Here is an 11,932-nt window from a genome sequence, read left to right as displayed (position 1 = left end):
TTGTTGTTTTTTTTTTTTCAAGCAAAAGACGGTCTACGGTTTTTCTGCCTTGCTCGGTGGCCCCGGAAATTGTTTAATGGACAGGAACGGGGCAGACTCCGGGACGCCCGCCCGTGAGGGCGTCGGAACGCCGGCCGGGCCGCCACACGACACACGGTGTGGCGGCCGCGGCCGCTATCGCGCCAGGTATCGCGCCCGGCATGGGCTCAGGCCACGCTTCCGGCGGTCTTCCTGCGGCGCAGGGCGTACATGCCCGTACCGGCCGCCGCGAGGACCGCCATCCCGCCCGCGGTCACCGCCGGCGAGGCGAGCCCGCCGCCGCCGGTGTGCATCCCGCCGTGCGGCTTGTCGTGGTCGCCCTTCCAGGCGCCCGCGTCCTCGCCGTCCTTCCAGGACCCCTTGTCGTGCTCGTCCTTCCACGACTCCTTGTCGTTCTCGCCCTTCCACGAGTCCTTGGCATGGTCGCCGTTCCAGGACTCCTTGGTGGACTCCTCCTTGTCGTAGCCCCCGGCGCCGGGCTTGCCCGCCCGCTCGGAGTCCCACTGCCCCGTGTCGGCCGGAGCGGTCAGCGCACCGCCACCCGTGTGAACCCCGCCGCGCGGGCCGTCGTGGCTGCTGTCCTTGCCGTGTTCCTTGCTGTAGCCATTGTCCTTGTGCTCCCAGTCGTCACCGTCGGCGTACGCGCCGGGAGCGGTGACGGCGAGGACGGCGGCCGCCGCCCCGGTGACGAGCAGCATGCGGGCAGAACGCATCTGATGGTCCTTCCGCCGGCAGCCGGGCAGCTGGCGCTTCGTCAGCTGACTTGACCCGACTCCGACGTGATCCACCGTCAGCCGGATCGCACGCCACCACCACTCAGGGCGCTCAGCCGGGTGAACCGGGGGACCCGTCCCCGAACGCCTCCAGGATGCGTTCGGCGGCCAGTGTCGCCGTCAACTCGCCCTCCCTGACCCGCTGTTCGAGGTCGGGCGCGAGGGAGCGGACACCGGGGTGGGTGCGCAACCGGCCGAGGAGTTCGTCGCGGACCATCGACCATGTCCAGTCGATCTGCTGGTCCCGGCGCTTGGCGGTGAGCCGGCCGGTGGAGTCCAGGAGGGTGCGGTGCTGCTCCAGACGCTCCCAGACGGTGTCCAGGCCGGTCGACTCGCGGGCGCTGCAGCTCAGCACCGGGGGCGTCCAGACCGCGTCCTTCCCGTGCATCAGCCGCAGGGCACCCGCCAGCTCCCGTGCCGCCGTACGGGCGTCACGCTCGTGCGGGCCGTCCGCCTTGTTGACGGCGAGTACGTCCGCCAGTTCCAGGACGCCCTTCTTGATGCCCTGGAGCTGGTCGCCGGTGCGGGCGAGGGTGAGGAGGAGGAAGGAGTCGACCATGTTGGCGACGGCCGTCTCGGACTGGCCGACGCCGACGGTCTCCACCAGCACCACGTCGTAGCCGGCCGCCTCCATCACCACGATCGACTCACGGGTGGCCTTGGCGACACCGCCGAGCGTCCCGGCCGTCGGCGAGGGCCGGACGAAGGCCGCCGGGTCGACCGCCAGCCGCTCCATCCTGGTCTTGTCGCCGAGGATCGAGCCGCCCGTACGGCTCGACGACGGGTCCACCGCCAGCACCGCCACCCGGTACCCGAGCGAGGTCAGCATCGTGCCGAACGCGTCGACGAACGTGGACTTGCCGACGCCCGGCACCCCGCTGACCCCGATCCGCCGGGCCCGGCCGCTGTGCGGCAGCAGCGCCGTCAGCAGCTCCTGGGCCAGGGCCCGGTGCTGGGGCCGGGTGGACTCGACGAGGGTGATGGCGCGGGCGACGATCGCCCGCTTCCCGTCGAGCACACCCTTGGCATAGGCGTCGACATCGATCACAGGTCGTGCCCGAGATCGTCCGACAGCCGCCGCACCAGGTCGTACGCCGCGTCCGGGATCACCGTGCCGGGCGGGAAGACGGCCGCCGCACCCATCTGCAGGAGCGTGGGCACGTCCTGGGGCGGGATCACCCCGCCCACCACGATCATGATGTCCTCGCGGCCCTCCTCGGCCAGCTGCTCCTTCAACGCCGGTACGAGGGTGAGGTGCCCGGCGGCCAGCGACGACACCCCGACGATGTGCACGTCCGCCTCGACGGCCTGACGGGCCACCTCGGCCGGCGTCTGGAACAGCGGGCCGACGTCCACATCGAAGCCGAGGTCGGCGAAGGCGGTCGCGATGACCTTCTGGCCCCGGTCGTGGCCGTCCTGGCCCATCTTGGCGACCAGGATGCGCGGCCGACGGCCCTCGGCCTCGGCGAAGGACTCCACCAGGCTGCGGGTGCGCTCCACGTTCGGGGACTCGCCTGCTTCGTTGCGGTACACGCCGGAGATCGTACGGATCTGGCTCGCGTGCCGGCCGTACACCTTCTCCAGGGCGTCGGAGATCTCGCCGACGGTGGCCTTGGCGCGGGCCGCGCGCACCGCCAGCTCCAGCAGGTTGCCCTCGCCGCCGGCCGCGCGGGTCAGCGCGTCGAGCGCGTCCTGGCAGGCCCTCTCGTCGCGCTCCGCGCGCAGCCGCCGCAGCTTCTCGATCTGCTGGGTGCGGACGGAGGAGTTGTCGACCTTGAGGACGTCGATCTGCTCGTCGCTGTCGACCCGGTACTTGTTCACGCCGATGACCGGTTGCCGCCCGGAGTCGATCCGCGCCTGGGTGCGGGCGGCGGCCTCCTCGATACGCAGCTTGGGGATGCCCGCGTCGATGGCCTTCGCCATGCCGCCGGCCTGCTCGACCTCCTGGATGTGCTGCCAGGCCCGGCGGGCGAGGTCGTACGTCAGCTTCTCCACGTAGGCGCTGCCGCCCCACGGGTCGATGACCCGGGTGGTGCCGGACTCCTGCTGGATGAGGAGCTGGGTGTTGCGGGCGATGCGCGCGGAGAAGTCGGTCGGCAGGGCCAGGGCCTCGTCCAGCGCGTTGGTGTGCAGCGACTGGGTGTGGCCCTGGGTGGCCGCCATCGCCTCCACACAGGTCCGGGTGACGTTGTTGAAGACGTCCTGCGCGGTCAGCGACCAGCCCGAGGTCTGCGAATGGGTGCGCAGGGACAGCGACTTGGAGTTCTGCGGGTCGAACTGCCTCACCAGTTTCGCCCACAGCAGGCGGGCCGCGCGGAGCTTGGCGACCTCCATGAAGAAGTTCATGCCGATCGCCCAGAAGAACGACAGCCGGGGCGCGAACGCGTCCACGTCCAGGCCGGCCTCCCGGCCCGCGCGGATGTACTCGACGCCGTCCGCGAGCGTGTACGCCAGCTCCAGGTCGGCCGTCGCACCCGCCTCCTGGATGTGGTAGCCCGAGATGGAGATGGAGTTGTAGCGCGGCATCTTCTGCGAGGTGAAGGCGAAGATGTCGGAGATGATCCGCATCGACGGCTTCGGCGGGTAGATGTAGGTGTTGCGGACCATGAACTCCTTGAGGATGTCGTTCTGGATGGTCCCGGCCAGCTTCTCGGGCGGTACGCCCTGTTCCTCGGCCGCCACGATGTAGAGCGCGAGCACGGGCAGCACCGCGCCGTTCATCGTCATCGACACGGTCATCCGGTCCAGCGGGATGCCGTCGAAGAGCTGGCGCATGTCGAGGATCGAGTCGATCGCCACGCCCGCCATGCCGACGTCGCCGGTCACGCGCGGGTGGTCGCTGTCGTAGCCCCGGTGGGTGGGGAGGTCGAAGGCGACGGACAGGCCCTTCTGACCGGCCGCCAGGTTGCGGCGGTAGAAGGCGTTGGATTCCTCCGCGGTGGAGAACCCCGCGTACTGGCGGATCGTCCAGGGCTGGTTGACGTACATCGTCGGGTACGGGCCGCGCAGGTACGGGGCCATGCCCGGGTAGGTGCCCAGGAAGTCCAGGCCCTCCAGGTCCTGCCCGGTGTAGAGCGGCTTGACCGGGATGCCCTCCGGGGTCTCCCACAGCGGCTCGCCACCGTCGGCCGCCTTCTCGACCGCCGTACGCCACTCGTCGGCGCCGCCGTCGGGGGGCGGGGAATCCAGCTCGATCCCGGTGAAGTCGGGGACGGAGGGGGTGGAGGGGGTGGTCATCCGGACACTCCCATGCGGTCGAGGGTGGCGGACAGGACGGCCACGGCGTCACAGCCCGCGAAGACGTAGGCGTCGACGTCGGCGTACTGCCCGGGGCGGCCGGCGAGGAACACGTGTGTGGCGCCGGCGGCCCTGAGCGCGGCCGCCTCGGACGCGGCGCTCTCCTCGTACAGGGCGTCGCTGGAGCACAGGCAGACCTCGGTGGCGCCGCTGTCCTCGAAGGAGCCCTCCGTGACGGGCTCGATGCCGCCCGCCTGGAAGAGGTTGGCGGCGAAGGTGAGCCGGGCGGTGTGGGCGGCGGCCGGGCCGAGGGCGGCCAGGTAGATCCGGGGGCGGGAGCCCGTCGCGGCGAGGTGGGCGTCCGAGCGGGCCCGCAGGACCTCGTACGTCTCGTCGCGGGTGACGCGGGGGAGACCGCCGGACGGCGGCTCGGGTGCGGGCGCGCGGACGACCGGCTTCTCCGCCAGGTGGGGGAACTCGCTGACACCGGTGACCGGTTCGCGCCGTTTCGTGAGCCTGCCGCTCCGGGCTTCCCATGTGTGGGCGAGGTCCTCTCCCAGGCGTCCCGAGCGCAACGCGGCCGCCTGGCCGCCGAGTCGCTCGATCCACTGGAAGAACTCCCAGCCCGCGTGCGCGAGTTCGTCGGTGAGCCGCTCCACGTACCAGGAGCCGCCCGCCGGATCGATCACCCGGGCGAGGTGGGACTCCTCGATCAGGATCGTCGAGGTGTTGCGGGCGATGCGTCGCGCGAACGCGTCCGGCAGGCCCAGCCTGTGGTCGAAGGGGAGCACGGTGACGGAGTCGGCGCCGCCCGCGCCGGCGGCCAGGGTGGCGATGGTGGTGCGCAGCATGTTCACCCACGGGTCGCGGCGCGTCATCATCACCGGCGAGGTCACCGCGTGCTGGGTCTGCGCCCCGGCGGCGGGCGCCCCGCACACCTCGGCCACCCGGGCCCACAGGCGGCGCGCCGCACGCAGCTTGGCGATCGTCAGGAACTGGTCGGCGGTCGCCGCGTAGCGGAACTCCAGCTGTGCGCAGGCCTGTTCGACGCTCAGTCCGGCGCCGGTCAGCTCCCGCAGATACGCGACACCGGTCGCGAGCGAGGCGCCCAGCTCCTGCGCCGCCGAGCCACCGGCCTCGTGGTACGGCAGGGCGTCCACCGTCAGCGCCCGCAGCCCCGGGTACTCCTCGGCACACCGCCGCGCCAGGTCGACGACGGGTGCGACGTCGTGGCTCTGTCCCGTGCGGGCCTCGTGACCGAGGGGGTCCGCGCCCAGGTTGCCGCGCGCCGCCGCACCGGCGACGCCCCGCTCGGTGTACAGCCGCAGCAACTCCCGCGCGGCGTGATCCACTTCGGCTCCCGCGTCCAGGACGACGGGAGCGAGGTCGAGGTGGACGCCGTCGAGGACCCGGCCGAGCGACGCCACCGGGAAGCCGCCCTCGCCGAGGACCAGCCACAGGGAGGTGACGCCGTTCTCCAGGTCTGTGAGCACGGCCGCGCCGTCCGCCGCCGTGTGCCGCTGGCGTACGTCCCAGCCGCCGACGGTGTTGCCGGCGGCCCTGCCTCCTCGTACGAAGGGCGCGAAGCCGGGGTGGCCGGAGGGGGGCGCGGCATCGTGCGCGGTGTAGAGAGGACGGGTGCGCAGCCCGTCCTCCAGCGCGGTGGACAGGGCTTCCTCGGCCTGAGCGCCCTCGACGTCCTTGCCCGACTTGCGCAGCACGCCCGCAACGAGGCGCTGCCACTGCTCGTGGGTTGCGTCAGGGAACTCGGCGGCCAGCTCAAGCCCGTCGTCAGGCAGGACCGTCATGCTCGGATGCTAGGCCAGAGGCACAAAGGAGCGGAGGGGACGCGGCTGTGACCTTGCCCTCCCTGGAACGACTTGAAATCAGGCAGGTTACCTGCCGGTCACTTACCGGGCCGGGGATGAACGTCGTGGGGCCGTCCGCCGTACCCCGTGCCGAGCGGCCCGTGCGCCCCAGCGGCGAGGTCACCGGGCCGACCGAGGACAGGAGCGACCCCATGGCCGAGAAGTACTTCACCGTGTCCGGGATGAGCTGCGGTCACTGTGCCGCGAGCGTCACCGAGGAGGTCGTCGCGGTGACCGGTGTCACCGAGGTCGATGTCGACGTACGGGCCGGCCTGGTGACCGTACGCGGGGAGACGGTCGACGACGCGGCCGTGCGCACGGCGATCGTCGAAGCCGGCTACGAGGTCGCGGAGGTCGTACGGCAGGCCGCGGCCTGAGCCGCCCGAGCCAGCCGTAGCAGGAAGGAAAGGCGCGGGAACATTGCCGGAACACGGCAATGAACCGGCCCCCCTACCCGTGTGAGGATCCTGTCAAGCCGGAGATCGGCGGCGGGGTGGGAAGGGGGACGGCACGTATGGCCTGGTTCTTCGGACTCGGCATCACGGGGGTCGTGCTGCTCGCCCTGTCGCTGGTCTTCGACGGGATGTTGGAGGGCGCGTTCGACGGCGTGTCGGCCGGCGCCCTGGAGGGGTGGCTGTCGTTGCCGGTCGTCGCCGGGTTCCTGGCGACGACCGGCTTCGGCGGGGTCCTGGCCACCGAACTGCTCGACGCGGGGCCCGTGCTCGCCACCGGGTGCGGTGCGGTCCTCGGGGCCGGCGCGGCCTGGTTGACGTACCGCTTCGGCCGGGCCCTGATGCGCGACCGGACGGCTGTCACGCCCCGGGGCTCCGACCTGGTGGGCACCGCGGGCAACGTGGTGACCGCCATTCCGGTGGGCGGGTTCGGCGAGGTGCTGCTGCGGCGCGCCGGACAGCCGGTGAAGCTCGCCGCGCGCAGTGCGGTGCCGGTGGCCCGGGGTACCGAGGTGTGGGTGGAGGCGGCGCCGACGGCCACGTCGGTCGTGGTGCGCCCCGTGGACCGCTGAGCCGCTCATCCGTCGGTGGTTCCTCTCAGCACCTTGGTTCCTCTCAGCTCCTTGCCTTTTCCTTCTTTCTTCTTCTTTCTCGTGTGATTCGGGGGAGTTCGTCATGAGTCCTGTTCTTCTCGCGGTGGTGGGAGTCGTCGTGCTCCTGGTGCTGCTGGCTCTCGTCCTGGTCACCCGCTACAAGGTGGCGGGTCCCAGCGAGGCGTTCATCGTCACCGGCAGGCGTGGCAAGCAGGCCACCGATCCGGAGACCGGGCGGGTGTTCACCGACAACAGCGGGCAGAAGGTCGTGGTCGGCGGCGGGGTGTTCGTCGTGCCCTTCGTGCAGCAGCGGTTCACCCTGGACCTCTCGTCGCGGCACATCCCGGTGGCGGTGCGCGGCGCGGTCACGCTGCGCGGGATCAAGGCGCACCTCGAAGGGGTCGCCATCGTCAAGGTCGGCGGCACCGAGGACTCGATCCGGGCCGCCGCCCAGCGGTTCCTGATGCAGCAGGACGGCATCGTCGGCTTCACCCAGGAGGTGCTCTCGGGTGCGCTGCGGGCCATCGTCGGGCGGATGTCGGTGGAGGACGTCATCCGTGACCGGGCCGCGTTCGCCGGCCAGGTCGCCGAGGAGGCGGAGGCCAGCCTGTCGGGCCAGGGCCTGGTGCTGGACGCCTTCCAGATCCAGGACATCTCCACCGAGGGGTCCTATCTGGAGGACCTCGGCCGACCGGAGGCCGCGCGCGCCAAGCAGGAGGCGGACATCGCCGAGGCCGTGGCCCGGCGCGCGGCCGAGCAGGCCCGGCTGAAGGCCGAGGAGGAGATCGCGGTCGCCCAGCGGACGTTCTACCTGAAGCAGGCCGAGATCAAGGCGGAGACGGACTCGGCGGCGGCGCAGGCGAACGCGGCCGGGCCCCTCGCGGAGGCCGCGCGGCAGCAGGACATCCTCACCCAGCAGGAGAAGGTGGCCGAGCGGCAGGCCGCGTTGAAGGACCGTCAGCTCGACACCGAGGTCCGCAAGCCCGCCGACGCCCAGCGCTACGCCGCCGAACAGGAGGCCGAGGCCCGGCGGGTGGCCCGGGTCAAGCAGGCCGAGGCCGAGCGGCTGGCCGAGATCGCCGGCGCGCAGGCGGAGGCGGAGCGGGCCCGGCTGACCGGTGAGGGCGAGAAGCAGCGGCGTACCGCGCTGGCCGAGGCCGAGGCCGTCGAGGGCCTCAGGCAGGGTGAGTCCGAGCGGGCGCGGCGGGCGGCGATCGCGGAGGCGGTCCGGCTGGAGGGCGAGGCGGAGGCGGCGGCGATCGGCGCGAAGGGCGCGGCCGAGGCGGAGGCGATGCGGCAGAAGGCGGACGCGTTCGGGCGGTACGGCGACGCGGCGGTGCTCCAGATGCTGGTCGAGGTCCTGCCGCAGGTGGTCGCCAAGGCGTCCGAACCGCTCGCGGCGGTGGAGAAGATGACGGTCATCTCCACCGACGGCGCGGCCCGCATCCCGCGCGCGGTCGCCGACAACGTCGCCCAGGGGCTCGAACTGCTCGGCTCCACCACGGGAGTCGACCTCGCGGAACTGCTGAAGGGCATCACGCGGGACAAGGCGGCGGTGCGGGCCGGTGACAACGGCAAGGTCGAGATCGGCGAGTGACGGAATGAGCCTGAGGTAAAGGGAAATGGGCAGCGCTTTACCGATTGTGTGATTTTACCTTTTCGGGTTGCGCTAGAATCCTTTACCTGGCGCCAACGCTCTGTTGAGCGCTGATTTGCTCATTCGATCGAGTGGTGGTCGGTGATTACGCCGACGGCGTGTGTGGGGGGCGTGACATGGGTCGAGTCATCCGCGTGCGCGTCGTGAACGCCGCTCGCGACGCCGTTCCCGATACCGGCCGCGCCGCGGGCCCGAGCTGACACCTCGCGTACCCGCCCCCTCCGCCACGGCGGAGGGGGCTCCCCGGCCTGCCTCGCGGGCCCGCGCACCCCTGCGCGCCGCCGAACTCCCCTCAGGCACAGACGCCGTCACCCCACTCGTCAACGGAGGACAGACGCCCGTGCATCACACCACAGCCATGCTCATCGAACTCGGGGCGATCATCCTCGCCCTGGGGATACTGGGCCGCCTCGCCGGACGGGTGGGCTTCTCACCCATACCCCTCTACCTGCTCGCCGGACTCGCCTTCGGGCACGGCGGCATCCTCCCCCTGCAGGCCAGCGAGGAGTTCGTCGCCACCGGCGCCGAGATAGGCGTCATCCTGCTGCTGCTCCTGCTCGGCCTCGAGTACAGCGCCTCCGAACTCGTCACCAACCTCAAGTCCCAATACCCCTCCGGCGCGGTCGACTTCGTCCTCAACGCCACGCCCGGCGCCGCGATGGCGCTGCTGCTCGGCTGGGGCCCGGTCGCCGCGGTCGCCCTGGCCGGCGTCACCTGGATCTCCTCCTCCGGCGTCATCGCGAAGGTCCTCGGCGATCTGCGCCGCCTCGGCAACCGGGAGACCCCGGTCGTGCTGAGCATCCTCGTCCTCGAGGACCTCTCGATGGCCGTCTACCTGCCGATCCTCACCGCCCTGCTCGCCGGAGTGAGCCTGGCGGGCGGCACCCTGACGCTGCTGATCGCCCTGGGCACGGTCGGCGCCGTTCTCTATGTCGCCCTCCGCCACGGGCGGTTGATCAGCCGGGCGGTCTCCTCCGACAACGCCGAGATGCTCCTCCTGGTCGTCCTCGGTCTCACCCTCGTCGTCGCCGGGATCGCCCAGCACCTCCAGGTCTCGGCCGCGGTGGGCGCGTTCCTGGTCGGCATCGCGCTGTCCGGTGAGGTCGCCGAGGGGGCCAGCAGCATCCTGACCCCGCTGCGGGACCTCTTCGCCGCCGTCTTCTTCGTCTTCTTCGGCCTGCACACCGACCCCGCCGACATCCCGCCCGTCCTCCTCCCGGCCCTCGCGCTGGCCGCCGTCACCACGCTGACGAAGATCGCCACGGGCTACTGGGCCGCGCGCCGGGCCGGGATCTCGGCCAAGGGCCGGTGGCGCGCGGGCGGAACCCTGGTCGCCCGGGGCGAGTTCTCCATCGTCATCGCCGGTCTCGCCGTCGGGGTCGAGCCCCGCGTGGGTCCCCTGGCGACGGCGTACGTGCTCCTCCTGGTCGTCCTCGGCCCGCTCACCGCCCGCTGGACCGAACCCCTGGCCACCCGGCTCACCCGCCGCCGTGCCGGCACGGCATCCCGGGAAACACCGGCGGCCCAGCCCGAGTTGAACCCGGAAGCCACCAGCGAGGCCGTGCACGCGAACGCCTGAGACCGTGCGTGCGGGTTCGGTGGGGGCCGGTCGCGCAGTTCCCCGCGCCCCCGAAAGGCGGGGCTGCGACCCTGCCCTTCGGCCCGGAAGGCCGCAGGCACGCAAGCTGCGCGAGGTACCACGACCGAGTGGGCGCGCCCGCCCATCCGAAGGGGGAGGCCATGAACGGTCGGCACGAGAACGACCACGACAGCAAGGCGAGCGACCAGGACGTGAGCGGCCAGGAGGTGAGCGATCGGAGGGCGGACGGCCAGGAGGTGGGTGGCTGGAGGGCGAGCGACCCGAGCGCAAGCGCCGTGAGCGCGGGGGTTCCGAGCGCGGGAGGCCCGATCACCGGCGTGTCGGGCGCTGGGGGCCCTGGCACCGGCCTGCGGGGAGCCGGAGGTGCGGGTGTCGGGCGGCCGAGTGAGGGGGGCCCGGGCGCCCGAGACACGGGCGCCCCGAACCCGGGCGTCGGCGGGCCGAGTGCAACGGCCCGGGCCGTGGACGTTTCGAGTGCCGCGCCCGGCCGGGGACCGGGTGAGGAGTTTCTCGACGGTTTCGAGCGGATCCTCGCGGACGCCGCGCCCACCGGCCGACGGCTGACCCGGGACGAGATCGAGTCCCGCCGGGCGCTCGGCGCGCGGGCGGCGGAGGCCGGACGCGGCTGGCGTTCGCTGGTGCGGGCGCACCTCGTGGCCGGCCGGGAGAACTGGCCCCGGGGCGTCGACCCGGACCGCGTCCTCGCCGTCGTCGAACAGGCCGTGGACGCCTTCGCCGACGGCTACGAGCGCGCCCAGCGGCTCGTGGTCCGCAAGGAGGAGGCCGCCCGCCGGGAGTTCATCGACGACCTGCTGCACGGCCGCGGCGACCAGGGCCAACTCGCCGCCCGCTCCGAACGGTTCGGCCTGCGCCTGTCGCGCGCCCACGCCGTCGCCGTCGCCGAGGGCCCGGAGAAGTACGACGAGACCGACCCCGTGCCCCGGCAGGTGGCCGGCGACCTGTTCGCCCGCTTCGAGAACCGCCGCATCCTGTTCACCACCAAGGACGGCCGTATGGTGTGCATCGCCCCCGGCGACCAGGACGACGTCCTCACCCACTTCGCCAAGCGCTCCTACGCCGCCACCGGTCGCGCCCAGGTCGCCATCGGCCGCTCCCGGCCCGGCACCGTCGGCATCGGCCACAGCTACGAGGAGGCCCTCAACGCCTTGGACGTGGCCCAGCGCATGGGCCTCGACGAACCCCTGCTGCGCGCGTCCGACCTGCTGGTCTTTCCCGTACTGGCCCGTGACCGGCAGGCCCTCGTCGACCTGGTGAGCAGCACGCTGGGCCCGCTGGAGCAGGCGCGCGGCGGGGCGCGCCCCCTGCTCGACACCCTCACGGCCTACTTCGACACCGGCTGCGTCACCGCCTCCACCGCTCGCCGGCTCTCCCTCAGCGTGCGCGCCCTCACCTACCGCCTGGCCCGCGTCCGCACCCTCACCGGCGCCGACCCCACCGACCCCACCGACCGCTACACCCTGCAGACCGCGGTCATCGGTGCCCGCCTCCTCGACTGGCCGACCCGGCCCCTGAGTTCGACGGAGACAGCGCCGTAGGTCCGCCCGCCCACCCTCTCGTCCAGACCCGCCCGGCGCCCGCCGGCCGAGGAGACCGGGTGGCCGGGTGGCCGGGCCGGCCGCGCACGGCGAAGCGCCCGGGTCCGGGGACCCGGGCGCCTGCTCGCGGCACCGGTGGCGGGGCGCGCTCCATCGG

9 protein-coding genes are annotated in these 11,932 nt (G+C 72.4%); 5 read left to right on the top strand and 4 right to left on the bottom strand.

All coding sequences use genetic code 11. From position 1 onward, the window contains the following. Nucleotides 1-206: 206 nt before the first annotated feature. The 4 genes from P1P70_RS30730 to P1P70_RS30715 all read right to left on the bottom strand — a co-directional run bounded on the left by P1P70_RS30730 (nucleotide 207) and on the right by P1P70_RS30715 (nucleotide 5,857). Complete coding sequence (locus P1P70_RS30730) at nucleotides 207-752, bottom strand: hypothetical protein (protein WP_319243555.1); 546 nt, start codon at nucleotides 750-752, stop codon at nucleotides 207-209. 112 nt (nucleotides 753-864) lie between these two features. After that, entirely contained in the window at nucleotides 865-1,860 is a 996-nt protein-coding gene (gene meaB / locus P1P70_RS30725; RefSeq protein ID WP_319243553.1) for a methylmalonyl Co-A mutase-associated GTPase MeaB, read from the bottom strand. After that, a complete protein-coding gene (scpA, locus tag P1P70_RS30720) occupies nucleotides 1,857-4,049 on the bottom strand; it encodes a methylmalonyl-CoA mutase (RefSeq protein ID WP_319243552.1) in 2,193 nt (730 codons plus the stop codon). The genes meaB and scpA overlap by 4 nt, the downstream gene beginning before the upstream one ends. Further along, a complete protein-coding gene (locus P1P70_RS30715) occupies nucleotides 4,046-5,857 on the bottom strand; it encodes a methylmalonyl-CoA mutase subunit beta (RefSeq protein WP_319243549.1) in 1,812 nt (603 codons plus the stop codon). The genes scpA and P1P70_RS30715 overlap by 4 nt, the downstream gene beginning before the upstream one ends. Before the next feature lie 212 nt (nucleotides 5,858-6,069). Here P1P70_RS30715 and P1P70_RS30710 point away from each other — a divergent pair, with 212 nt between their 5' ends. The 5 genes from P1P70_RS30710 to P1P70_RS30690 all read left to right on the top strand — a co-directional run bounded on the left by P1P70_RS30710 (nucleotide 6,070) and on the right by P1P70_RS30690 (nucleotide 11,775). After that, nucleotides 6,070-6,294 (top strand): heavy-metal-associated domain-containing protein, encoded by a 225-nt coding sequence (locus tag P1P70_RS30710; RefSeq protein WP_319243557.1) that lies wholly within the window; start codon nucleotides 6,070-6,072, stop codon nucleotides 6,292-6,294. 137 nt (nucleotides 6,295-6,431) lie between these two features. Beyond that, a complete protein-coding gene (locus P1P70_RS30705; protein WP_319243547.1) occupies nucleotides 6,432-6,941 on the top strand; it encodes a hypothetical protein in 510 nt (169 codons plus the stop codon). A gap of 103 nt (nucleotides 6,942-7,044) precedes the next feature. Next, nucleotides 7,045-8,559: an SPFH domain-containing protein gene (locus P1P70_RS30700; RefSeq protein WP_319243545.1), complete on the top strand. Its 1,515-nt coding sequence runs from the start codon at nucleotides 7,045-7,047 to the stop codon at nucleotides 8,557-8,559. 400 nt (nucleotides 8,560-8,959) lie between these two features. Beyond that, the gene (locus P1P70_RS30695; RefSeq protein ID WP_319243543.1) at nucleotides 8,960-10,198 is read left to right on the top strand and encodes a cation:proton antiporter; all 1,239 of its coding nucleotides are present in this window, start codon (nucleotides 8,960-8,962) and stop codon (nucleotides 10,196-10,198) included. A gap of 482 nt (nucleotides 10,199-10,680) precedes the next feature. Beyond that, complete coding sequence (locus tag P1P70_RS30690; RefSeq protein WP_319243541.1) at nucleotides 10,681-11,775, top strand: PucR family transcriptional regulator; 1,095 nt, start codon at nucleotides 10,681-10,683, stop codon at nucleotides 11,773-11,775. Nucleotides 11,776-11,932 lie beyond the last annotated feature (157 nt).

This window comes from Streptomyces sp. MB09-02B (assembly GCF_033794485.1).
Lineage (GTDB): Bacteria > Actinomycetota > Actinomycetes > Streptomycetales > Streptomycetaceae > Streptomyces.
The sequence above is the reverse complement of the archived record's forward strand: the minus strand, read 5'-3'. Positions and strand labels throughout refer to the sequence as shown.

Bases quoted from the DNA above. Each gene is read 5' to 3' on its own strand.
- P1P70_RS30710 (WP_319243557.1), top strand. From the start codon at position 6,070: ATGGCCGAGAAGTACTTCACCGTGTCCGGGATGAGCTGCGGTCACTGT.
- P1P70_RS30700 (WP_319243545.1), top strand. From the start codon at position 7,045: ATGAGTCCTGTTCTTCTCGCGGTGGTGGGAGTCGTCGTGCTCCTGGTG.
- P1P70_RS30715 (WP_319243549.1), bottom strand. From the start codon at position 5,857: ATGACGGTCCTGCCTGACGACGGGCTTGAGCTGGCCGCCGAGTTCCCT.
- P1P70_RS30705 (WP_319243547.1), top strand. From the start codon at position 6,432: ATGGCCTGGTTCTTCGGACTCGGCATCACGGGGGTCGTGCTGCTCGCC.
- scpA (WP_319243552.1), bottom strand. From the start codon at position 4,049: ATGACCACCCCCTCCACCCCCTCCGTCCCCGACTTCACCGGGATCGAG.
- P1P70_RS30730 (WP_319243555.1), bottom strand. From the start codon at position 752: ATGCGTTCTGCCCGCATGCTGCTCGTCACCGGGGCGGCGGCCGCCGTC.